Raw genomic sequence first — 23,032 nt, 5'->3', positions numbered from 1 at the left:
AGAGCGCCATGCATAACCACTCGAACAAGCGCTACCTGCTGGCGATCGACAACGGCACCCAGAGCGTGCGCGCATTGCTCTTCGATTTGCAGGGCAATCTGCTCGGTAAAGGCAAGGTCGAGTTGCAGGCGTACTACTCGACGCAACCGGGCTGGGCCGAGCAGGACCCGCAGTATTACTGGGCGAAACTCGGCGAGGCTTGCCAGCAACTGTGGGCGCAAACCGGGATTGATCGCTCGCAGATTGCCGGGGTGTCGCTGACCACTCAGCGCGGCACAGTGATCAATGTCGATGCCGAGGGCAAGCCGCTGCGTCCGGCGATTCTGTGGCTCGATCAGCGCCAGAGCGACGTCGAGGGCGGTATCAAGGGACCGTGGGGCTGGCTGTTCAAACTGGTCGGCGCACAGGCCACCGTGGATTACTTTCGCGCGCAGGCCGAGGCCAACTGGATCGCCAGACGCCAGCCTGAAGTCTGGGCGGCGACCGACAAGTTTTTGCTGCTCTCGGGCTTTCTCACCCATCGCCTGTGTGGGCGCTTTGTCGACTCGGTGGGTTGCTGCGTCGGCTATCTGCCGTTCGACTTCAAACGTCTGAAATGGGCTGCGCCCAGCGACTGGAAATGGCAGGCGCTGGCGGTGCGCCCGGAGCAATTGCCGACCTTGCACAAACCTGGCGAAACCCTCGGCTATATCACCGCCGAAGCCGCTCGCCATACCGGCATTCCCGAAGGTTTGCCGCTGATTGCTGCCGGCGCTGACAAGGCCTGCGAAGTGGTCGGTGCCGGCGTGGTCGATGCGAGCACGGTGTGCCTGTCCTACGGCACCACCGCGACCATCACCAGCACCCGCTCGCGCTATCTGGAAATCGTCCCGCTGATTCCGCCGTACCCCTCGGCGGTGCCCGATCAGTACAACTGCGAGGTGATGATTTATCGCGGTTACTGGATGGTCAGTTGGTTCAAGAACGAGTTCGGTCTGCGCGAAATGCAGCAGGCGCAAGAGCAGGGCATTGAACCCGAGCAACTGTTTGATGCGCTGGTCAACGCGGTGCCGCCGGGCTCAATGGGGCTGATGCTGCAACCGTACTGGTCGCCGGGGATTCGTGAGCCGGGCGTCGAGGCCAAGGGCGCGATGATCGGCTTCGGCGACGTGCACACCCGCGCGCACATTTACCGGGCGATTCTGGAAGGGCTGGCGTATGCGTTGCGCCAGGGCCTGGAGAACATCGAGAAGCGCTCGAAGGTGTCAGTCAAGCGTCTGCGGGTGGCCGGTGGCGGTTCGCAGAGTGATGCGGCGATGCAGCTGACGGCGAATATTTTTGGTCTGCCGGCGGAGCGCCCGCATGTGTATGAAGCGTCGGGGCTGGGCGCGGCGATCTGTTGTGCGGTGGGGTTGGGCTTGTATGCGGATTTCCCCACGGCGATCGCTGCGATGACGCGAGTGGGCACGGTGTTCACGCCGCAGCCCGAGGCGCAGCAGGTCTATGAGCGTTTGTACAACGAGGTGTACCTGCGCATGTATCGCCAGCTCAAACCGCTCTATCAGAGCATCCGCAAAATCACCGGTTACCCCGCCTGAAAAAACACCACCAATCCCCTGTAGGAGCTGCCGAAGGCTGCGATCTTTTGACTTTGATTTTTTAAAAACAAGATCAAAAGATCGCAGCCTTCGGCAGCTCCTACACAGGTGAGCGGTGAGCTTCATATGGCGCTATCGGAGAACTTTTCTGGTGAGATCGGACAGTGTCAGCGCCTGGGTCGGTTGTTAGGCTCAACCCCCACAGCACCTCCAATAAGAATTAAAAGCAATGAAGCTGACCTTTCTCCTGTTGCTGCTTTGTGCCACGGCCCCGACGGCGTGGGGCTGGTCGAACCACACGGTCGGCAGCTATCTGGCATTGCAGGCACTGCCGACGCTGCGCGATGCGCCGCCGGTCGAGGTCGAGCCGCTGGAGCGTTTTCTCGCCGAGCAATATCCGGCCGTGGTCGCGCTGCTGGAGCAACAGGAAAGCTTCGCCCGTGAACACTTCACCCAGTACCCGCCGCGCCCCGACAACCTGAAGCTGCCCGCCGTACCGGGTGACAATCTGCGCCACGATTTTCTCACCGCGTTGCGGCTCAATCCGCGCATTCACCTGGCGATGGTCATTCAGCCGCTGCCGGGTCAAGACCTGCCCGAGCGTGAACACTTGTCGGCCGATCAGGTGATGGTCGAGCAAACGCTGTCACCGTGGAATCGTCAGCGCTTCATTCGCGTGGCGGATGGCGAGAACGTCGCGCCGCTGGCCGTGCTGGCAAGCGCCGCCGACGAGCCGGATTACGGTCACGACATCAACCTGTTCAGCGACAACCCCGGCGAAGTCGGCGCGCGGTACGGCTTCGGCCCGCAGCCGTTTGGCGATGATCGTTTCCAGTATAGCTCGCAGGCGCCGTTCCACATGGGCTTCTTCCATGAAAGCGCGGTGGTGTATGCCGCAGCCGGATTTCTTCAGCGCAGTTGGCCGGACTGGCGCGCCTATCAGTACCTGGGCCTGGCGCGTCTGGCGTTCGCCACTGGCCATCCGTACTGGGGCTATCGGTTCTTGGGTTGGGGCGTGCACCACGTGCAGGACCTGACCCAGCCGTATCACGCCAAGCCGTTGCCCGGGGTCGAACTGCCGAGTCTGTTGTTGCTGGAAGGCAAGGCGCTGGCCGGTTTTGCCGACGATAAAAAAGCCTCCATCGAACGGGTCGCCACCCGCCATATGGAAATCGAGAAGTATCAATCGACCTGGTTGCGCCGCGTGCTACGTGCCGGTCAGGCGCATCCGATGCTCGCGGCCTACGCCGATGTCGCTCAAGACCAACACTATCCGCCGTACTCGGTGGACTACTTGCGCGACGTGGTCAGCGTCGAGTCGGTCGAGGACTCGGCGGCGTTCGATGAAACCATCGGCCAGTGGCTGGAGACGGCCCCGGTGACCAGTGATTTCAGCAGCGGCAATCAGGTGCAGCGCGAGACCTTCGAGCATCCGGCACTCAATCAGCAGCTGTTCAAACTGCTCGGCCATTTCGGCGCGCACAGCCGGATTTATGTCCGTGCGGGACTGGCACCGTAGCCATCGCGGCCACACAAAAAACAATAAGAACAAGGAGGAACCCATGATCAACACTCGATTGCGCCTCAGCGGCGTGGCACTGCCCGGTGTCGGCCTGGCGGGGCTGCTGCAACTCTGTGCGGTGGATGCGGTGCAGGCTGCCGAGTTCAGCGTGCTGGACAATCAAGTCACCGGATCGATCGACACGACCCTGTCCTATGGCCGTTTGTGGCGGGTGCAGGGCCGCGACAAGAACAACGACGACGTCAACACCAACGACGGCAATCGCAACTTCGATACCGGGCTGGTTTCCGAGGTGTACAAGATCACTTCGGAACTGGAGGCCAACTACCAGAACTACGGGATGTTCCTGCGCGGCACGGCGTTCTACGACACCCAGTTGATGGACAAACGCAACGATTACTACCGCAACAACAACCCGGCGCAGCCGAGTCAGAGCTACCCGCAGGACGACCGTTTCACCAGTCAGACCCGTGACATCGCCGGCAGCCGGATCGAGATGCTCGACGCCTATGTCTACGGTAACTGGGACGTGGCGCAGATGCCGGTGACTGCGCGGGTCGGGCGTCAGGTGTTCAACTGGGGCGAGGGGATTTTCTATCGCGGCGGCGTCAACACCACCAACCCGGTGGACGCCGCCAAGTACCGCTTGCCGGGCGCCGAGGTCAAGGAGGTGCTGATGCCGGTGGAGGCCGTGAGCTTCAACATCGGCCTGACCGATTCGTTGACCATGGAGAGCTTCTACCAGACCAACTGGAAGGAAACCCGCATCGACCCGGTGGGCACTTTCTATTCGCAGACCGACCTGTTCGCCGATGGCGGCAACACCGGTTACAACAACTTCAGCGGCACCGCGCTCGATACCCCGGTGCCGGGGTTCGGCAACGTCATCGGGCTGTACAGCGCACTGGGCAACAACCCATTGCTCGGCCCGGCGCTGAAAAGCACCGGCCTGTACGCCAACGGCGTGACACCGGCCTACGGCAATACGCTGAAAGTGGCGTCGATCGGCAAGGACTACAACGCACGCAACGACGGCCAGTTCGGCTTCGCGTTCCGCTATATCGCCGAGGCGCTCAACAGCACCGAGTTCGGCCTGTACCTGGTCAACTACCACGCCAAGGAACCGACCATCGCCGCTGACCTCGGTGGCTACAAGGGCATCGACATGAATGCCCTGACCAACATGCTCTCCACCGTCGCCGGCAGTCAGGCCGGGGCGCTGGCCAACGGTCTGGCGACGGCCGATGTGATGGGCAACATTCAGGCGCATCGGCGTTATGCCGAAGACATCCGCATGTACGGTTTCAGCTTCAACACCACGTTGGGCCAGGCTTCGGTGTTCGGCGAGATCGCCTATCGACCGAACCTGCCGATCGGGATTGCCGCGACTAACGACTTGATCGGCGACCTGGCCAACGGTGCCGCCGTGGCGGTGACCGGTAAGCCCGTCAACGTCGGCGGGCAGATGGTCACCCTCGACAGCGAGATCAACAACGCCGAGCGCGTGGAAGCGTTCAACACCTCGCTGGGCAGCATCTACAACTTTGGCCCGACGCTGTCGTTCGACTCGATGTTCGGCATCTTCGAACTGGCCTCCGAACACCTGCGCGGCAGCAGCCTGCAATACACCGCCTACGACGGCAGTACGCGTTATTACGCCGGTACCGGCAACACCTCTTATGTGTCCGGCGGTGATCGTGACGATCAGGTCAACCGCAATTCCTACAGCTACACGGTGATGTTCAACGGCACCTGGAACGACGTGTACGCCGGGGTCAACGTCTCGCCTTACGTCGTCTACAAGGACGACTTCAAGGGTAACAGCTATCAAGCCGGCAACACCATCGACGGGCGCAAGGCTTACACATTGGGGATCAAGGCCAACTACCAGAACAAGCTCGAAGCCGAGGTGCAATACACCAACTTCTGGGGCGGCGGGCAGAACAACGGCATTCGCGACCGCGACAACGTCGGGTTCAACCTCAAGTACTTCTTGTGAGTTTCAGACGCAGATCCCGGGACAACTCATCCCCCTGTGGGAGCGGGCTTGCCCGCGAAGACGGCAGCACATTCGACATCAATGGTGGCTGACCCACCGCTATCGCTGGCAAGCCAGCTCCCACAGGGTACGCATTCTGGAGAGGAACATGTTTCATATTTCAAGATTGACTAAGACAACGCTGGCGCTCGTGCTGGGTCTCGCCGCGAGCAGCACATTGGCTGCCATCACCCCACAACAAGCCGAACAACTGAAAACCACCCTCACGCCCATGGGCGCCGAGCGTGCCGGCAACGCTGCCGGCACCATTCCAGCCTGGACCGGCGGCATCACCCAGGCGCCAGCCGGCTATAAACCGGGCCAACATCATCCGGATCCGTATGCGGCGGACAAGCCGCTGTTCACCATCACCAAGGCCAATCTGGAGCAGTACAAGGCCCACCTCAGCCCCGGTCAGATTGCGTTGTTCAATAGCTACCCCGACACGTTCCAGATGCCGGTCTATCCATCGCGCCGTTCCGGTTCGGCGCCGCAGTGGCTGTATGACAACACGTTGAAGAATGCGACCTCAGCCAAGCTGCTCGAGGGCGGCAGCGGATTCGCCGATGCCTACGGCGGCGTACCGTTCCCGGTGCCCAAGGACGGCATCGAAGTGCTGTGGAACCACATCACCCGTTATCGCGGGATCTACGTGGTGCGTCGTGCGTCCGAAGCCCCGGTGCAGCGCAACGGCAGCTTTGCCTTGGTCACCTCACAGCAAGAAGCGCTGTTCAATTTTTATCGTCCGGGCGGGCAGTACGCCGACCTGAAAAACATCCTGTTCTACTACCTCGCTTTTGTGAAAAGCCCGGCGCGGCTGGCCGGTGGCGCGGCGTTGGTCCACGAGATGCTCGATCAACTCAAGGACCCGCGCCAGGCCTGGGTCTACGACGCCGGGCAACGCCGGGTGCGCCGCGCGCCGAACCTGGCGTATGACACGCCGATCGCCTCGTCCGATGGCCTGCGCACCGCCGACGACACTGACCTGTTCAACGGCGCGCCGGACCGCTACGACTGGAAGCTCAAGGGCAAGCAGGAGGTCTACATCCCCTACAACAACTACAAGGTCGGCAGCCCCGACGTGAAGTACGCCCAACTGCTGACCCCGGGCCACCTCAACCCGCAATTCACCCGCTATGAGCTGCACCGTGTGTGGGTGGTCGAAGGCAACCTCAAGCCGGGCGCGCGACATGTCTATTCCAAACGCGTGCTGTTCCTCGACGAGGACAGCTGGGGCGCGGCGCTGGTCGATCAATACGATGGGCGCGGGGAATTGTGGCGGGTGTCGATGGCCTACCTGAAAAACTTCTACGACCTGCCAACCACCTGGAGCGCACTGGACGTGTTTCACGACCTGCAGGCGCGCCGTTACTACGTGCAGAACCTCGACAACGAAGAAGCCTCCACCGTCGACTTCTCGCAACCGGTGCCGGAAGACGCGTATTTCATGCCATCGGCGTTGCGCCAGCGCGGGACTCGCTAAGGGGCACCGGACTGCTGATCGAACGCAATCCCTGTAGGAGCTGCCGCAGGCTGCGATCTTTTGACTTTGATTTTAAAAACAAGATCAAAAGATCGCAGCCTGCGGCAGCTCCTACAAAGGCTCGATCAAATGGCGTTACAACCTGAAAACGAAGATTCGTAAACCGAGTGGTAGTCTCGCTGCTTCGATGGCTGTATCGCTGGAGTACATTGTGGCGAGTTTGACTATCAGCAATCTTGACCTTCAGCTCTATGAAGAACTGCAGTTAGCGGCAGATATTAATAATCGTTCGATTGAAGAGCACGCGCGTGTGATGTTGCAGAAAGCGCTCGAGCAGAATCAATCTGCCGCTGGCTTGGGGACTCGAATTCATAGACGATTTAATAATGTCGGTGACGTTGAATTGGATGTGCCGTCACGCTGAAGCCAGTATTTTCTCGGCATCGCCAATTTTCAGTGGCAGTAAATCTGACGCAATCGCGGGCAAGCCCGCTCCCACAGGTTTTTCGGTCGTTCACATATTCCGTGTTCGACTCGTTTCCTGTGGGAGCGGGCTTGCCCGCGATTGGATTTACGCTTTGGCGCTGACTGAAGATCAGACGCGGAAGTGGCTGACCATCTGCTGCAACTGACCGCCCAGGCGCGCCAGTTCAACGCTCGACGCTGCGGTTTCATCGCTGGCCGCGGCGGTCTGTTCCGACACGTCGCGCACGTTGATGATGCTGCGGCTGATTTCTTCGGCCACGGCGCTTTGCTGCTCGGCCGCGGCGGCGATCTGCTGGTTCATCGACTGGATGTTCGACACCGTGCGGGTGATGTTTTCCAGGGAGTCGCCAGCCTTGCGGGTCAGGGCCACGCTGCTGTCGGTCAAGGCGCGGCTGTTGTTCATCACCGCCGCCACTTGCTGGGTGCCGTTCTGCAGACCGGCGACCAGACCTTCGATTTCCTCGGTGGACTTCTGCGTGCGCTGGGCCAGGCCACGGACTTCGTCGGCAACCACGGCAAACCCTCGACCGGCCTCACCGGCGCGCGCCGCTTCAATCGCTGCGTTGAGTGCCAGCAGGTTGGTCTGTTCGGCCACGGCCTTGATCACGTCCATGACGCTGCCGATCTTGTCGCTTTCCTGTTGCAGCACGCTCATGGCTTCAGTGGAACGCACCACTTCGCTGGCCAGACGTTCGATCTGGGCGATGGCTTCGTTTACAACCTTGTCGCCTTCACGGGCTTCGCCATCAGCAGCGGCAGCGGCTTGCGAGGCTTCTTCGGCGTTGCGCGCGACTTCCTGCACGGTGGCGGTCATCTCGTGCATGGCGGTGGCCACCTGGTCGGTCTCGACCTTCTGGCTGTTCACCCCGGCGCTGGTCTGCTCGGTCACGGCCGAGAGTTCTTCGGCGGCGCTGGCGATCTGGGTGACGCCGTCGCGGATGCCGCTGATCAGGTCGCGCAGGGTCACGCCCATGCGGGCGATGCCTTGTTGCAGCACGCCGAGTTCATCGCGACGGGTGACCGTGACGTTCTGGGTCAGGTCGCCGCTGGCAATGCGCTCGACCACGGCCAGGGTTTCTTGCAGCGGACGGGTGATCTGACGGGTGATGATCACCGCAGCAATCACACCGACCAGCAGTGCCAGCAGGGTGCTGATCAGCTGGAGCGTACGGGCCTGGGCGCTTTCGATGTCGCGACGGTCGAGCTGGATCTGGTACAGCTGCTCGCTGGTGGTGACGATGGCCGCACCTTGATCGGTCATCTCCTTACGCGCCTGCACCGCTTCGCTGTTGGCGTTCTTGTAGGCCTGCAACGCGCTGCGGTAATTGGTCAGGGCGGTTTCCAGCTGACGCAGAGCGTCTTGCTGGGTCGCGGCGAAATGCACGTTCAGTTGCTGGAGGCTGGCAATCGCCGCGTCCAGTTGACCGACGGCTTTCTGCTCGGTTTCGGCGTTGGTGGTGGCGGTGTAGCCGCGCACTTCATAGCGCGCGAGGATGAACGCCTCCTTGGCCTGGGTGATGGCCTGGAACTGCTCGAAGCGCTGCTCGCTCATGTCCATTTGCTGCACGCGCTTGCTGATCGCTTCGATCAGGTTGTAAGCGGTGTCGGCGTTGCTGCCCATCACGTCGCGGGCGTTGTTGCCGGTGCGGTAGGCGTTGCGCATCTTGTTCAGCGAAGTCTGGTATTCGGCGATGGTCGCGGCCTGCTCTTTCAGCAGCTTGACGTTTTCCGGGCTCTTGAACTTGTTGATCAGCGCTTGTTGTTGCGCGGCAAAGCTTTCGAGGGTGGTTTGCACATTCTGCGCGGCGGTTTCGTCGCCGTTGGTCAGCATGTATTGCAGGCGCACCACGCGCAGCTTGGTCAGGCCGGCATTAAGCTGGGTGATGTCGCTCATCCAGTTGCTGCGGTCAATCAGGCCGCCGAGGCTGGTCCAGCCAGTCAGGGCGAGGACGCAGGTCAGGGCCAGGACCAGGCCGAAGCCCAGACCCAATTTCATGTTCACGCTGATGTTGCCGAACCAGCTATTCATCACAATTCCTCCAGGAACGTTGAGCTACTTGATCGTCGGTCAGGCTGGAAGATTGTTGTTTTTTTGAGCCAGCAAGGGGGTTAGCAGGTCTGTATCGGCCGCAAACACGAGAGCTGAAAGGATTTTGTCCGACGGAATTTGTAACAAGGGCGTTTCAAGACTTTTTTCACATGCGTTTCACTCGCCACTTACGCCCGCTTCTCTACCCTCGCCGCATCGTATTGACTGTGATGGATGCCGACGAGGCGGCCCGATGTGGAATTGAGACTGAGTCTGTTCGGCGTCAAACGCTCGATTTCCCTGAGTAAGCTGGCCCGCTATCGCAACACGTGGGTGGTGCTCGGTGCGTCGCTGCTGGTGATCCCGCTGACCCTGTGGCTGCTCGCCCCGGCGGCGGTGCCTGACCTGGCCCACGGCAATGTGTCCGGTGCACGCGCGCTGGAGGCCGGGTGGGCCAAGGGCGAGATGATTGTGCTGGTGCGTCACGTCGAGCGCTGCGATCACTCGCCGGCGCCGTGCCTGAGTGGTGACGACGGCATCACCGACCGCTCGCGCAGTGTTGCGGTCGGTGTCGGCGCACAGTTCGAGCATTTGGGCCTGAATAATGCCGATATCTATAACAGCCCGATGCTGCGCACTGTGCAGACCGCCGGTTACATGTTCAATCGCGCGGCCACCGGCGAAGACTGGCTGATCAGCTGCAAGGGCCACATCCTGCAGGAAGCGCTGGCGCACAAGCTTGCGGGGCGCAATCTGATTCTGGTGACCCACAGCGAATGCATGGCGGAGCTGGAAAAGGATCTGAATTCGCCGATTTCGGACCCGGGTTATGGCTCCTCGCTGTTTGTTTCCGCTGCGAACAAAGCGGCCCCGCGCGTGCTTGGCTTCATCGAAGCCTCCGACTGGCAGTCAGTGAGCACTCGATGAACTGAGGAGGGCAAAGCGTCGGCCCAAACAAAACCCGCCAGTGACGGCGGGTTTTTTATTGGCTGGCGCGAAGGGCGTCAGTAGCCGACGAAGTAGTACGCCTGGCGCCCGACCATCATGGTCTTCAGCACTTTGAGTGGTGCGACGGGTTCGCTGTCCGCCGAGATCACCGCGACGTTCGAGGGCGAGGCACTGAGGAAGTCATGCAGTTGCGCGTCGGTGTCCAGTCCCTTGAGCACACGTTGGGTGTAGAACACGCTGGCGCCGCCGACCCGCTCGTTGGCCTGGAACAGCGCGACCTGCTGACCGTTGGCTTGCAGGCTCTGAATATGGTCAGTCAGCGGCAGGAACGACAGTTCTTTATCAGCGTTGGGCAAGGCCCACTGGGCCGCGCCGAGGTAGCTGGCGATCACCACCGTGAGCAAACCGGCAGCAATTGCCTGACGATGACGGGCGACTTTTCCGATAAAGCGGTCGGCGGTTTCGCGGGCCTGCAAGCGCTCGAAGAGCATGCGCGCATACTCGGCAGCGATCACCGCCGCAGCCGGGGTCATCGACATCAGGTACACCGTGCGCTTGCTGGAAGCGAGGGTCAGCATGATGAACTGCGCCACGATCCACAGGCTGAAAAACAACAGGTAACGGTTGGCCTTCAGCTCCTTGCGGAAATGCCACAGGCCCAGATACACCAGAATGTTCCACGGCAGGAACGCTTCCGGCAGTTTGGCCAGATAGTAATAGAACGGCTCGTAATGCCCGGCCTCGACGAACGAGCCGCTGAAGCGGCCGACGCTGTTGGTCAGCAGCACTTCAGCGACAGCGTGCGAACCACCGCGCTGATAGAGCATGGCGAGCCAGATCAGCAATGGAATCAGACCGACTGCCGTGAGCAGGCCGGGACGCAGCCAGGCGCCGATCTTCAAGCGCCTGTCGATCAGGTTGTCGGCCAGCAGGTAGGCGAAAATCACCACGCCGGGCATCGCCAGTCCAAGTACGCCCTTGCTCAACGTCGCGATAGCGATCCCGACGATAAACAGTAGCGAGTTAGCCGCGTTCGGTGCGCGTTGCGCCTGAAAGAACGCCAGCAACGCGGTGGTCACGCCGAGCGCCAGCAGCGCATCCTCGCCGACCCCACGCACGTTGCTCCAGTAGCTGGCCATGGTCGCCAGCAGAATCCCCGCCGTCCAGGCCAGCGCTTTCGGCCGACCGAAGCGGCGCAACATGCCGTACAGCACCATCACACTGAGCAACCCGGCCACCGCCGACGCCAGCCGCACCGCCCACGGCGAAACGCCGAACACGCGCATGGCGCCGGCGTCCAGCCACAGGCTCAGCGGTGGTTTTTCCAGAAACGGTTCGCCGAACAGGCGCGGCGTCACCCAGTCATCGTCCAGGTGCATCTCCATGGCGATCCCGGCGACCCGAGCCTCGGTGGAGCCTTGCAGCTGGTGGTTACCCAAAGCGAAAAAAAACAGCAGGGCGGTGAGTAGAAACAGCGAAGTGGCGGCACGCGGCATGGATTTCAGGCAACCGGAAAGGGCAGGAGCCTTGAGCATACTTCGCCAATGCTTAACAAATTGTGAAACTCACGCCAGTTGTCGTGACCAACGCTTTTCCGGCGCCTCGAACACCGGATTGACCAGCGCCGTCAGCACATGGTCCTGCCAACGCCCGGCGATGTTCAGGTAGGCCTTGGCGTAGCCCTCGCGTTCAAAACCCAGACGCTCCAGCAACCGCGCACTGCGCTCGTTGCCGGGTATGTAGTTGGCCATGATCCGGTGCAGGTTCTGCGTGTCGAACATGTAGCCGATGCCGGCCTCCAGGCCTTCCTGCATCAGGCCCTGACCCTGATGCGCGTGGTCAATGTGATAACCCAGATAACAGGCCTGAAACGCACCGCGAATGATCCCGCTGAAGTTGCATGCGCCGATCATTTGCTGGCCGTCCGGCGTCAGCAGGGCGAAATGCATCGCCAGCCCGGCCTCGTAGGCACTGGCCTGAACTTCAAGGCGTCGGCGAATCTGTTCGCTGGAGAAGTATTCGGTGGTGCGGATGGGCGACCAAGGGGCAAGGTGGCGCTGGTTGCGTGCGTAGAAGTCACTTTCCAGTTCGGCCTGTTCCGGGGCGAGGATGGCGAGCGTCAGGCGTTGGCAGGGCAAGGTCAGCAGCGGCATCGTGCGCTCCGGTGGGCAGGGTCGAGGGACAGGATTGCCTAGGAGATGGAAAAAAACAAACCGCGCGGATCGTTTCCGCAGCAAACGCCAGACAAAAAAAAGCCCGCGGGAGAGCGCGGGCGAACCGTAGTTTCTTGAATGAGCGAGCGGACTGTACCGTGTTGATCGAACGGGGGCAGTGAAGAAAAATTCATCTCGGCAGCGACCGCTCTGTAACGCATCAAGGCAAGTGATCCGCTGCAAAATCCGCTTCCGAACGTGCCCGCAGCCGGCCCTTGCGGCAAGCCTGCTGAAAGCGTTCGAAGTCGCGTTCGTTCTGCGCGGTGTAACTGCGGGCGTATTTGAACAGGGCGTCGGCCAAGGCATCGCCCTTGCCGATATAGCCGCTGATGACCGCCGCATTGCCCGAGGCCTTGGCGTGGGCGCGGGCCAGTGCGCGACCGCAGACCCGGGCATAGGCGGCGAAGGTTTCGGCGTCGAAGTTTTCCAGCTCAGCGGAGATCTTCATGTCGCGTAATTGCCGCACATAAAAATGCCGACCGTTAGGGCCGGTGGTCCAGCCGAGAAACAGATCGCTCGCCGACTGCATCAAGCGCTGCCCTTCGACCACCCGTTGGCCTTCATGACGCGTGCGGGACTTGACCTTCACATAGTCGGCGAGCACCGAGCGCCGCGCCTCCTTGAACTGCAGAAACAACGGAAATTCCTGATCGTCGGTCAGCAGCGCCACCAGACATCGGGTGCCCACACTGCCGACACCCACCACTTTGAACGCCAGATCCTGTACGTGAAACCGCGAGAGCAATTCCCGCCGGTCAGCCTGCAGCGTGGTGCGATAGTCACGCATGAACGTATCGAACAACGGCCGCCAGTCTGCCAGCCGCAACCAATCATCGTCGGCGTCGAGCAGCGTGGTGTTCTTGTGCAGGTGGAAAATTTCCGGCAAATCGTCACGAATGACCAGTCGCCCGTTGGCGTCGCGCTCGCTGATTTTCGGCAGCAACTCGGCGTGGGTGCGCCGTTCGGCTTTATCGACGGCACGCTGCACATGCTCCAGCGCACTCTTGCGTGCCTGATCGAGCAAGTCTTCGTACTTGATCGATTCGTACCAGGTTTCCAGCGCACTCTGTTCGGCGCACTCCAGCATCGTTGCCTGATAGGAGCCGACCATCTGCCGACAGACCTCTTCCTCAACCGACTCGCCATGGCGCAAATCCCGCGCCGCCACCACAAAACTCGCCGCCAGCCGCTTTACGTCCCATTCCCAGGGACCGGGATGCGCCTCGTCAAAATCATTGACGCTAAACAACAGATTGCGCTCCGGCGTGGCGAACCCGCCGAAGTTCATCAAATGCGCATCCCCGCAGATCGGCCCGACCAGCCCCATGTTCTGGGTGCTCGACAGATCATGCGCCTGCAGCAGCGCGTTGCCACGGAAGAATGTGAAGGGCGACACCAGCATTCGTCCGTAACGCAACTCCACCAGCGAAGCGACGCGGCCTTGACTCGACGCTTTGATCAGCGGAATCGGATCGCGGCTCATTTTTCCGGTGGTGGCGTGGGCGCTGCGCGAGCATTTTTTGCGGGCGTCCTTGCCTTGCTTCATGCGGTCTTGGAGGGTGGTCATGGGGGCTCGTCGTGGCAGTGGGGGCGGTGTGAGTGTAGAAGTGGTTCAGGGGTTTATCCGCCGGCCGTAACGAACCCGGTCATTTCAGAATTCCGTGACCTTGTCCTCGCGTAAAATCCACCCGGCTTCACCCGCCACCAACGTGTACTGAACCTGACGCATCTTCCCCGTACGCCCCGCACCCGCGTCGGCGCTGTCATACACCGGGAAGCGTTGCACCAGCCTGTTTTCCACCACGGCAAACGAGTCCTCGCCCTGATAACCCTCGGCGGTTTTCGGGTTGTCACTGACCGGAGGCAAGTAGATTTCGCTCAGGGATTTCTTGTTGTTGGCCGAATAGGCGATCAGTTCGCCCGGCATGCCGCGTCCGGGCGAGCGGGTGAACACATAGAGTTCAGGGGAGCCGTCGTTATTGAGATCGGCGACTTCGGCGCGTACCACCTCACCGCTGAGGGCCTGAATGATGACCGTATTGTCGATCTCCAGTCCCTTGGGAGCGATGTGCAAAGTGGGTTTGCCATCGACCTGTTCAGTGCTGACGTGAAAGGCAATGCCCTGCAATTCCAGCGTCTGATCGAATGGTGGCTGACGGCTGATGGCATCGCCATTGACCAGCCTCAGCGCCAGCTCGTAGTTGGCCACTTCATTACGTCGTGCGGCGTTGCGCATGAGGTAGACCTGAATCGTGTACTCGCCATCGCTGGGCAATGTGCCGAGGAAGTGATTGCCCATGATCGAGCCGTTGAACAGCGCGTAATCGGCCCCCTTGGCAGCGATGTTGAAGTAAGCGGAGGTGTTGGAGGGCTTGAAGTCGACGGTCAGCATCTGGCCGGCCTTGGCGTTGAACCGGTACTCCGCCGTCTGGTCACCCGTGATCGACTGTTTGCGCTGGACGCTGTCGGCACTGGTTGTGAACGCTATCGGTTCGACGCGCACAGTGGGGGCCTCAGCCGCATGGACGGACAGGCAAATCAGCGCTGTCAGCGCGGCGGCGATCCAAGTCTTCATCTTCAACTCCATTGCATCTCGATGTTCGCAGCATAGAAGCTGCATCGAGCGATCGCCCAGAGATTGCGCGGATTAAATGTTGCTGGATTTGAGCACGTGCCAGAGGCCGTGTTCCCTGACACGAATCAGTTGTTCACATAATTCTCACCTGAGTTTTGCCATGATGCTGGCTGGTATTCCATCGGCCCCAGCGAGTGATTCCGGCATGAATATGAGCGTTCTCTACGCATTGATTGCGGCAGCGCTGTTTGGCGCCAGTACGCCCCTCGCCAAACTGTTGGGGGTACAGATGTCGCCGATTCTGCTCGCCGGGTTGCTCTATCTCGGCAGTGGTCTGGGCTTGACCGTCCTGCGTTTTGCCCGCGATCGTGGCTGGAAACCTTCAGGTCTCGGCACCGGTGAATGGCCATGGCTGCTCGGCGCCATCGGCTTCGGCGGCGTGCTGGCGCCAGTGGCGCTGATGTTCGGTCTGACCCGAACGTCCGGCGCGAGCGCTTCACTGATGCTCAACCTCGAATCCGTGCTCACGGCGCTGCTGGCGTGGGTGGTGTTCAAGGAAAATGCCGACCGCCGAATCGTGATCGGCATGCTCGCCATCGTCGCCGGTGGCATCGTGCTGTCCTGGCCACAAGAGGCCGTCTCGGCGCAAGACTGGACCGGACCGCTGGCTGTGGCTTTCGCTTGCTTTTGCTGGGCCATCGACAACAACCTGACCCGTAAAGTCTCGGCCTCGGACGCACTGTTCATCGCCGGCAGCAAAGGCCTCGTGGCCGGTCTGGTCAACTGCACACTGGCTCTGTTCATCGGCAGCCAACTGCCCGCCGCCACCTCGCTGGTGCCGATCATGCTGGTCGGCTTTCTCGGCTACGGCGTCAGCCTGGTAATGTTCGTCCTCGCCCTGCGCGGCCTCGGCAGCGCACGCACCGGCGCCTACTTTTCCACCGCACCGTTTCTCGGCGCAGGCATCTCGATTCTGCTGCTGGGCGAATCGATATCGCTGATGTTCCTGCTCGCCGCGGCGTTAATGGCCGTGGGCGTATGGATTCATCTGATGGAAAACCATGTTCATGAACATCAGCACGAACGGCTTGAGCATGATCATCGGCATACACACGATGAGCATCATCAACATACGCATGGGTTTGAGTGGGATGGGGTGGAGCCGCATAGCCATCCGCATGTGCATACGCCGATGCGGCATAGTCATGCGCATTTTCCGGATGTGCATCATCGGCATGGGCATTGAGTTGGTAGGGGTGCTGGGGGGGGGCGATGTTTGGCGGTGAGGCAGGAGTGAAGCGTTAGATGCGACAAAGCCCGCACTGGGCGGGCTTTGTCGTTGAGAGTTGGTGGGCCGGGGTAATCTGAATGGGTCATATAAATTATTGATTTTAAATGAATTTATCGGTTTTGTTTTTCTTTTGGAATGCCGTTTGGAATGCCAACAGAGTTTGCTTCGTACCGTCGAGCGAGTTGATGGAGCGCTATTGCCATATCACTTATCTACCACTTGCTAGACATTGACCATAGATCTTGGGCTCATCATCTCATGCTTCGCCACGGACGCACCGATTGCTTCTTGGGTCTCGCGCATCCGCTTTCCTGCGAGTGCGTTTGCTGCAGCTTCCTCGTCAGGGTTTAGCACAGGCAACTCATCTCCCATCGATGTCTCCCAAAGCGCCAGCCACTTCAGGCAATGAAGCAGGTGTTTTTGGTTCTCCGCAATCCGTATCTGGTTTAATTCGCGTGCAAGCTTGCTCGCGTTACGTGTGACCTTCGCCATCAAATTTTCCTGGTGCTTCGTCTCTTTTTATGTTTTGGCCAGTTGAGCTGCATCTTCGATCAAGAGCTGGATGAGCACCGTCTCAGTAGTTTTGCTGCTTTTAGCGAGGCGCTTCAGTGTGACCTTGGTTTCGAGCGGTAGCGTGAAGGAGCAGGTCTGTAGTGGTCTAATGAAACCGGACACCCATTTAGGCGAGAATGCTCGCCAGATCGAGGTGTCATATGACCAAACAACGCTGTTCCTTTCTGCTGACTTCAAACGCGAGGCTGCTGACCTCGTGCTCAAGCAAAACTACTGCTACATCGAAGCCAGCCGTTCACTCGGCATGGTGAGTCAGCGCACTGGGTTGACCAAGTTCAGGAAGAGCGTGCAAGGCGCCACTCCGCAGAGCAAGGCGCTGACCCCACAACAGCAGAAAATCCATGAGCTGGAAGCCCGGATCGCCCGCCTTGAGCTGGAAAAATCGATATTAAAAAAGACTACCGCGCTCTTGATGTCGGAAGATCACGAGCGTACGCGCTGATTAATCAGCTGAGCGTCCATGAGCCGATTGATTGGTTGTGCAAAGTGTCTGATGTGAGCCGCTCCAGTTACTACGCCCACTACCTCAAACGCCTAACGCTCGATGTCGAGCGGCTTCGGTTGCGCAGCCGCGTGAGCGAGTTGTTTACACTAAGTCGCAGTGCTGCCGGCAGTTGTAGCATTCTCTCGTTGATGTGTGACGATAGTGAGCAAGTCGGTCGGTTCAAAGTGCGCAGCTTGATGCGCGAGCTTGATCTCGTCAGTAAACAACCTGGCTTTCGTGCCTATAAACGAGCGACGGTTGAACGGTTGGATATCCCGAACATCTTGAATCGGGCGTTCGATGTCACAGCACCCAACCTGGTGTGGTGCGGCGACATCACCTACATTAGGGCCCAGGGTAATGGGCACCATCTGGCGGTCGTGCTGGATCTTTTTGCGCGCCGGATAGTGGGCTGGGCATTGCCGGAAAAACCAAATGCTGAGTTGGTGATCAAGTCGCAGTACATGGCTTACGAACAGCGTGGAAGACCTCAAGGACTGATGCTCAACTCGGATCAAGGGTCGCAATATGTGAGCCGCCTGTTTCGCCAGCGGCTCTGGCGTTATCGCATGCGTCAGAGCATGAGTCGTCGAGGAAGTTGCTGGGACAACGTGCCGATGGAACGGCGTGTTCCGCAGCTTGAAAACTGAATGGACACCGACCGTGGGTTACCGAACTGCTCAAGAAGCCCTGCACGATATCAGCCATTTCTTGATGCATCGGTACAACTGGATTCGACCCCATCAATTCACGTACTGGCGCCAGTTCGGGCCGAAGAAAAACTTAACGTCGTGTCCGGGATTTGTAGACCGCTACAGTCTTATGGCGAGCGTCATCGAGGCTTTTGCGCTAGCAGGGGGTAGCGCCAGGGGGCGTCGCTCGTCTTAGGCTGGGTGTTATCATTCTGGTATACGTACTAAGTCTGAGCAGTTGGGCTGTGGCTACGTTGGCAGAATACTCGTTTCTGGCCAGTGGATCCCCACTAACTGCCTGACGCTACGCGCAAAACGCAGGATACGCCTTTACCCATTTTCCCTCGGTAGATAGGGTGGCAGGTGTTGTAAAAGTAGGCTGCGACGGTCCATTGGTGGTTCGCTGTGGCACTGCAATTCCCGCCTCTGGCCCACGGCATCCAATTGAGTAACCTGTCAGCATTTCGTACTGAAGTGCTCAAATTGCGAGCAGTTGCACGTATCACTAAGACGATAGGCTTGACGAACACGATTTGCTATCGCTGGCAGACCTCAATAAGGATTTTTTCTCAGATGATTTACAGCCCGTACCAGGCGAAGTATTTCGCCCACTTCTTGACTCGCGAAGGTATCGGTGCCGACGAGTCTTTGACCCAGTCCTTGTCATCGGCGCGTGTGGATTTGAACCCGCACCAGGTCGATGCGGCTATGTTTGCCTTGCGTTCGCCCTTATCCAAAGGCGTGCTACTGGCAGATGAGGTAGGGCTTGGCAAAACCATCGAGGCGGCGTTAGTGCTCAGCCAGCGTTGGTGGGAGCAGCGCCGAAACCTTCTGTTGGTTGTGCCGGCCTCTCTTCGCAAGCAATGGGCAACGGAGCTCCGTGAAAAGTTCTCATTGCCCTCGGTCATTCTTGATGCCAAGCGCCTTAAAGACTTGTCGGCCAGCGGGCAACCCAATCCCATTGGGCGTAAGGAAGGCATCATCATCGTCTCTTACGAATATGCCGCTCGTATCGCCCATCAGCTGCAAAAGGTTGCTTGGGATCTAGTCGTGTTTGATGAGGCGCACAAGCTGCGTAACGTCTTTAAGGCTGCTAACAATTCCCGAGCAGCGGTCCTGCGCGATGCCTTACAGGGTTGTCAGAAGCTTTTGCTGACGGCAACGCCGTTGCAGAACAACCTGATGGAGCTCTATGGCCTCGTTACGATCATTGATGAGGCTTACTTTGGTTCGGAGCAGGCCTTTAAGGCCGAGTTCGGTGGCAAGGGCAATCTTGCCGCTATGACCTTGCTACAGAATCGTTTGGAGCCCATCTGCAAGCGCACCTTGCGCCGTCAGGTCCAAAAGGCTGGACTGATCAACTACACCAACCGCTTGCCGAAAACCTTTGACTTTACCCCCAGCAAGCTTGAGCTGGATCTGTACGAGTCAGTGTCGGCGTACCTGCAAAACCCAGACACCCTTGCTCTAGGTAGAAATGGCCGTCACCTGGTGACCTTGTCCCTGCGCAAGATCCTAGGTTCATCCTCATTTGCCATTGCCAAAACCTTGGACAAGATGGTCAACCGCCTGCAAGCCAAGCTAGTGGTTGATGACGACACCCTAGATGATCTCGATGGCTTTGCTGAGGACGCTGAGGATTGGCGTGATGCTGGTTCTATCGCCGCAACCGAAGCGGATGCTGTCGAAGACCATTCGGATGATGATCTTGATGAGATAGACCCGAAAAAACTTCAGGCCGAGATCGCCGAGCTGACGCACTACCGGGATATCGCTACCTCAATTAACGACAACGCCAAAGGGCGAGCGCTCTTGGAGTGCTTGCCAATCGTTATGGCTGAGATTAAGGAAGTCAAAGGCGGTCAGCACAAGGCCGTGGTGTTTACCGAGTCCGTGCGCACCCAAGCCTACTTGCGTGATCTGCTGGAACAAAACGGCTTTGCTGGTCAAACCGTAGTACTCAACGGCTCAAACACCGATAAAGACAGCACAGCCCTCTACAAAGCCTGGCTTGCCAAAAATAAAGGCACTGAGGTCGTCTCCGGCTCTAAATCTGCCGATATGAAAGCAGCTATTGTCGATGCTTTCAAACATGACCGCTCCATCCTCATTTCCACGGAGTCCGGTGCCGAGGGTATCAACCTGCAGTTCTGCTCGCTGCTAATCAACTATGACTTGCCCTGGAACCCCCAGCGGGTTGAGCAGCGCATTGGCCGTTGCCACCGCTATGGGCAAAAGATCGACGTTACTGTGATCAACTTCCTCAATCGCAAGAACCAGGCTGAGGAACGTATTCACCAGCTCTTAGAGCAGAAGTTCAAGCTCTTCGAGGGCGTATTTGGCTCATCTGATGAAGTATTAGGTGCTATTGAGTCTGGCGTGGATATCGAACGGCGTATTCTGGAGATCGTCCAGACGTGCCGTTCGAACGACGAAATCAATGAGGCCTTCGATAAGCTGCAGGAAGAGTTCAGTGTCGAGATTGATGCAGCCAAACAGGCTGCACGCAACCAAATTTTGGCTGAGATGGACGAAAAGGTGATTGAGCGGTTGATGAGCCGTAAAGAGGGTGTGCATGCCGCTCTCGGCGACTTTCGTAGGGCGCTGCTGACCCTTGCCCGCGCTGAACTGCCCGAGGCCCGTTTCCATCCAGACCATGCCGAACGCTTTGATTATCAAGGCAACACCTGGTCTACCGAGTGGCCTGAGGCAGAGGATAACGGCTGGCGCTTTTTCCGCTTGGGCGATGGAGGCCTGGCAGACAAGCTAGTGGCGCAGGCTAAAGCGCGATCAACTCCCATGGCGTCACTCGCGTTTGACTACAACGCCTATGCTGGCAATCTAGCGGATGTGGCCAGCTTGCGCGGGCAATCCGGCTGGTTGCGACTCTCACGCCTAACGCTACAAACCCCCGCTCGCACTTGGGATGAGCTGATCTGCGCAGCCTTCACCAATGACGGCAGCATGCTTGACCCGAGTACCGCCGAACGCTTGCTGCACATTCCTGCCCGAGAGCTTGGCGCACCAGTGGGGCAGGCGCCCGAGGAAGAATTGACGAGCGTTACTGAGGCGCGGCAAACGGTCCTAGTCGGGCATGCGCAAGAGCGTTTGGGTGAATTCCTCAACGAAGAAGAAGATCGCCTGGATGCGTGGCGTAATGACGCCCGTGTGGCCTACGACCAGCAAATAAAAGAGCTGACCAAGCAGGCCAATGAAAAGAACAAATTGGCGCGTGCGACGACTAATCTGGCCGCCAAGCTTGAGCTACAGCACGAAGCAAAAGCCCTAAAGCGCCAAGTAGATGAGCTACAACATCAGCTCTATACCCGCCTGCGTGAGATCGATAGTGAGCGCGAAGCCATGTTAGATGTCATTGCCGAACAACTTAACTTAACGCCACAGGTGGATCACCTGTTTACGATTCGATGGAGCCTGATCTAATGGCCGGTAAAACAAAACTTGAACTGACCTGGATTGGCAAAGACGAGCGTCCGCGCCTCGAACCGCGCATTCTGATTGAAGAACCCGAGTTTTCCCATCACGCAGAAGCACGGCGTGAGGGTGATCAATTCGACAATATGCTTATCCATGGGGACAATTTGCTCGCGCTAAAAGCGTTGGAAACTGATCCCAATGTGCGTGGCAAGGTGAAGTGTATCTTTATCGATCCGCCGTATAACACTGGATCGGCGTTTGAGCATTATGACGATGGTGTTGAGCATTCACTTTGGCTTAGTATGATGCGGGACAGGTTGGAGATATTAAGAAATATTCTCGCAGAAAACGGCTCAATCTGGATCACTGTGGATGACAATGAGGCCCATTACTTGAGAGTTTTGTGCGATGAAGTATTTGGTAGGTCTAATTTCATTGCAAACACGGTTTGGCAGAAACGATATTCCCGCGAAAATCGAGTAGTGTTTGGTGCCGCGCACGACCACATTCTTATATACGCGAAGAACGCCTCAAACATTAGGGCGTCTCTAAATAAGCTTCCCTTGGAAGAAAAACAACTGAAAGTTTACAGAAACCCGAACAACGATCCCAAAGGCGCTTGGCGTGGGGTATCCTTGGCTGCACAGGGGTTCCGTCCCAACCAAATGTATAAAATTACGGCACCAAACGGGAAGGAACATTTTCCTCCTGCCGGATCATGCTGGAAAGTTATTGAGCCAAAGTATCAAGAGTTGCTGGAAACTGGACTTATATACTTTGGCAAGGACGGAAACGCGGTGCCCTCAAGAAAGCAGTATCTTGCCGACATCGAAGGCATTGTTCCGTGGACTTGGTGGCCGCATGAGGAATCAGGTCACACTGACGAGGCAAAGCGCGAAAGCCAGGGCTTGTTTGGAATCGCCGATGCGTTTTCGACGCCAAAGCCGGAGCGGCTTTTGCAGCGCATCATTCACATCGCTACAAACCCCGGCGACCTAGTCCTCGACTCCTTCGCAGGTTCAGGCACAACCGGTGCAGTAGCCCACAAAATGGGGCGCCGCTGGATTATGGTCGAACTGGGCGAGCACGCCAAAACTCATATTGTGCCGCGTATGCAAAAGGTCATCGACGGCTCTGATAAAGGCGGTGTAACTGAGTCTGCGAATTGGCAGGGTGGGGGCGGCTACCGTTTCTTCAAACTCGCACCTTCGCTGTTGCAAAAAGACAAATGGGGCAATTTGGTCATCAATAAAGATTACCAACCGGAGATGCTGGCCGAGGCCATCTGCAAGCATTTTAATTACACCTACGCACCTTCCGCCGAACACTACTGGATGCACGGCAAGGCCACAGAAAATGCGTTTATCTATGTCACGACTAACAGTTTGACCTTTGACCAACTCAAGGTCCTGTCTGATGAGGTAGGGGAAGAGCGCAGCCTGCTGGTTTGCAGTATGGCCTATGAGGCCGCTGGCGATAACTTAACGAACCTAACCATCAAGAAAATCCCCCGTGTGGTATTGGATCGTTGCGAGTGGGGTAGAGACGATTACTCCTTAAAAATCGCAGCCTTGCCTCTGCAAGACGAAGAGCCCGAAGAAGCGGACTCCAAGCTGAACAAATCAAGAAAAATTAAAGCATCGTTAGCGCAGACCAGCCTATTCGATGGCTCTGAGGGAAATTGAG

Annotated in this window: 15 protein-coding genes and 1 pseudogene; 10 read left to right on the top strand and 6 right to left on the bottom strand. The window is 58.5% G+C overall.

Annotated elements, in window-relative coordinates; genetic code table 11:
- The first annotated feature begins 8 nt into the window (after nucleotides 1-8).
- The 5 genes from KVQ82_RS26345 to KVQ82_RS26325 all read left to right on the top strand — a co-directional run bounded on the left by KVQ82_RS26345 (nucleotide 9) and on the right by KVQ82_RS26325 (nucleotide 7,044).
- Entirely contained in the window at nucleotides 9-1,577 is a 1,569-nt protein-coding gene (locus KVQ82_RS26345; RefSeq protein ID WP_222016669.1) for an FGGY-family carbohydrate kinase, read from the top strand.
- A gap of 229 nt (nucleotides 1,578-1,806) precedes the next feature.
- Nucleotides 1,807-3,096: a phospholipase gene (locus KVQ82_RS26340; RefSeq protein ID WP_222016667.1), complete on the top strand. Its 1,290-nt coding sequence runs from the start codon at nucleotides 1,807-1,809 to the stop codon at nucleotides 3,094-3,096.
- Nucleotides 3,097-3,139: 43 nt separating this feature from the next.
- Nucleotides 3,140-5,098, top strand: a complete 1,959-nt coding sequence (locus KVQ82_RS26335) for a DUF1302 domain-containing protein (RefSeq protein WP_222016665.1) — start codon at nucleotides 3,140-3,142, stop codon at nucleotides 5,096-5,098.
- A 148-nt stretch (nucleotides 5,099-5,246) separates the two neighbouring features.
- On the top strand, nucleotides 5,247-6,620 hold the full coding sequence (locus tag KVQ82_RS26330; protein WP_108181619.1) for a DUF1329 domain-containing protein: 1,374 nt from the start codon (nucleotides 5,247-5,249) through the stop codon (nucleotides 6,618-6,620).
- 211 nt (nucleotides 6,621-6,831) lie between these two features.
- On the top strand, nucleotides 6,832-7,044 hold the full coding sequence (locus tag KVQ82_RS26325) for a plasmid stabilization protein (protein ID WP_041066888.1): 213 nt from the start codon (nucleotides 6,832-6,834) through the stop codon (nucleotides 7,042-7,044).
- A gap of 171 nt (nucleotides 7,045-7,215) precedes the next feature.
- On the opposite strand, the gene KVQ82_RS26320 is transcribed toward KVQ82_RS26325, so the two are convergent.
- Complete coding sequence (locus KVQ82_RS26320; RefSeq protein ID WP_222016663.1) at nucleotides 7,216-9,135, bottom strand: methyl-accepting chemotaxis protein; 1,920 nt, start codon at nucleotides 9,133-9,135, stop codon at nucleotides 7,216-7,218.
- A 255-nt stretch (nucleotides 9,136-9,390) separates the two neighbouring features.
- Between KVQ82_RS26320 and KVQ82_RS26315 the strand changes: the two genes are divergently transcribed.
- Nucleotides 9,391-10,062, top strand: coding sequence for a histidine phosphatase family protein (locus KVQ82_RS26315; RefSeq protein WP_222016661.1), 672 nt, complete (start codon nucleotides 9,391-9,393; stop codon nucleotides 10,060-10,062).
- A 77-nt stretch (nucleotides 10,063-10,139) separates the two neighbouring features.
- On the opposite strand, the gene KVQ82_RS26310 is transcribed toward KVQ82_RS26315, so the two are convergent.
- The 4 genes from KVQ82_RS26310 to KVQ82_RS26295 form a co-directional block, all read right to left on the bottom strand.
- On the bottom strand, nucleotides 10,140-11,618 hold the full coding sequence (locus KVQ82_RS26310; protein ID WP_260687802.1) for a glycosyltransferase family 39 protein: 1,479 nt from the start codon (nucleotides 11,616-11,618) through the stop codon (nucleotides 10,140-10,142).
- Nucleotides 11,619-11,648: 30 nt separating this feature from the next.
- Entirely contained in the window at nucleotides 11,649-12,236 is a 588-nt protein-coding gene (rimJ, locus tag KVQ82_RS26305) for a ribosomal protein S5-alanine N-acetyltransferase (protein ID WP_041066708.1), read from the bottom strand.
- Between the two features lie 220 nt (nucleotides 12,237-12,456).
- Nucleotides 12,457-13,863 (bottom strand): DUF2252 domain-containing protein, encoded by a 1,407-nt coding sequence (locus KVQ82_RS26300; RefSeq protein ID WP_222016659.1) that lies wholly within the window; start codon nucleotides 13,861-13,863, stop codon nucleotides 12,457-12,459.
- 84 nt (nucleotides 13,864-13,947) lie between these two features.
- Nucleotides 13,948-14,871 carry a PliI family lysozyme inhibitor of I-type lysozyme gene (locus KVQ82_RS26295; protein WP_222016656.1) on the bottom strand — a complete coding sequence of 308 codons (924 nt, stop codon included), beginning with the start codon at nucleotides 14,869-14,871 and terminating at the stop codon, nucleotides 13,948-13,950.
- Nucleotides 14,872-15,076: 205 nt separating this feature from the next.
- On the opposite strand from KVQ82_RS26295, the gene KVQ82_RS26290 reads away from it, so the two are divergent.
- Nucleotides 15,077-16,117 (top strand): EamA family transporter, encoded by a 1,041-nt coding sequence (locus tag KVQ82_RS26290; RefSeq protein WP_313902813.1) that lies wholly within the window; start codon nucleotides 15,077-15,079, stop codon nucleotides 16,115-16,117.
- 267 nt (nucleotides 16,118-16,384) lie between these two features.
- On the opposite strand, the gene KVQ82_RS26285 is transcribed toward KVQ82_RS26290, so the two are convergent.
- A complete protein-coding gene (locus KVQ82_RS26285; RefSeq protein ID WP_222016655.1) occupies nucleotides 16,385-16,654 on the bottom strand; it encodes a hypothetical protein in 270 nt (89 codons plus the stop codon).
- A gap of 235 nt (nucleotides 16,655-16,889) precedes the next feature.
- On the opposite strand from KVQ82_RS26285, the pseudogene KVQ82_RS26280 reads away from it, so the two are divergent.
- The 3 genes and pseudogenes from KVQ82_RS26280 (at nucleotide 16,890) to KVQ82_RS26270 (ending at nucleotide 23,031) form a co-directional block, all read left to right on the top strand.
- Nucleotides 16,890-18,082 (top strand): annotated as a pseudogene (locus KVQ82_RS26280) (IS3 family transposase).
- 234 nt (nucleotides 18,083-18,316) lie between these two features.
- A complete protein-coding gene (locus KVQ82_RS26275; RefSeq protein WP_260687801.1) occupies nucleotides 18,317-21,352 on the top strand; it encodes a DEAD/DEAH box helicase in 3,036 nt (1,011 codons plus the stop codon).
- A complete protein-coding gene (locus KVQ82_RS26270; protein WP_222016652.1) occupies nucleotides 21,352-23,031 on the top strand; it encodes a site-specific DNA-methyltransferase in 1,680 nt (559 codons plus the stop codon). The genes KVQ82_RS26275 and KVQ82_RS26270 overlap by 1 nt, the downstream gene beginning before the upstream one ends.
- The last annotated feature ends 1 nt before the right edge of the window (nucleotide 23,032 follow it).

The sequence above is a fragment of the Pseudomonas sp. AO-1 genome (genome assembly GCF_019775695.1).
In the GTDB taxonomy this organism is placed as follows: Bacteria; Pseudomonadota; Gammaproteobacteria; order Pseudomonadales; family Pseudomonadaceae; genus Aquipseudomonas; species Aquipseudomonas parakoreensis.
Note: the sequence above shows the minus strand (reverse complement) of the source record. Positions and strands in the feature narration are given on the sequence as shown.

What these genes read in the sequence shown, in the direction of transcription:
- KVQ82_RS26345 (WP_222016669.1), top strand. Translation starts at nt 9, where the DNA reads ATGCATAACCACTCGAACAAGCGCTACCTGCTGGCGATCGACAACGGC.
- KVQ82_RS26340 (WP_222016667.1), top strand. Translation starts at nt 1,807, where the DNA reads ATGAAGCTGACCTTTCTCCTGTTGCTGCTTTGTGCCACGGCCCCGACG.
- KVQ82_RS26335 (WP_222016665.1), top strand. Translation starts at nt 3,140, where the DNA reads ATGATCAACACTCGATTGCGCCTCAGCGGCGTGGCACTGCCCGGTGTC.
- KVQ82_RS26330 (WP_108181619.1), top strand. Translation starts at nt 5,247, where the DNA reads ATGTTTCATATTTCAAGATTGACTAAGACAACGCTGGCGCTCGTGCTG.
- KVQ82_RS26320 (WP_222016663.1), bottom strand. Translation starts at nt 9,135, where the DNA reads ATGAATAGCTGGTTCGGCAACATCAGCGTGAACATGAAATTGGGTCTG.
- KVQ82_RS26310 (WP_260687802.1), bottom strand. Translation starts at nt 11,618, where the DNA reads ATGCTCAAGGCTCCTGCCCTTTCCGGTTGCCTGAAATCCATGCCGCGT.
- rimJ (WP_041066708.1), bottom strand. Translation starts at nt 12,236, where the DNA reads ATGCCGCTGCTGACCTTGCCCTGCCAACGCCTGACGCTCGCCATCCTC.
- KVQ82_RS26300 (WP_222016659.1), bottom strand. Translation starts at nt 13,863, where the DNA reads ATGACCACCCTCCAAGACCGCATGAAGCAAGGCAAGGACGCCCGCAAA.
- KVQ82_RS26295 (WP_222016656.1), bottom strand. Translation starts at nt 14,871, where the DNA reads ATGAAGACTTGGATCGCCGCCGCGCTGACAGCGCTGATTTGCCTGTCC.
- KVQ82_RS26290 (WP_313902813.1), top strand. Translation starts at nt 15,077, where the DNA reads ATGAATATGAGCGTTCTCTACGCATTGATTGCGGCAGCGCTGTTTGGC.
- KVQ82_RS26285 (WP_222016655.1), bottom strand. Translation starts at nt 16,654, where the DNA reads ATGGCGAAGGTCACACGTAACGCGAGCAAGCTTGCACGCGAATTAAAC.
- KVQ82_RS26270 (WP_222016652.1), top strand. Translation starts at nt 21,352, where the DNA reads ATGGCCGGTAAAACAAAACTTGAACTGACCTGGATTGGCAAAGACGAG.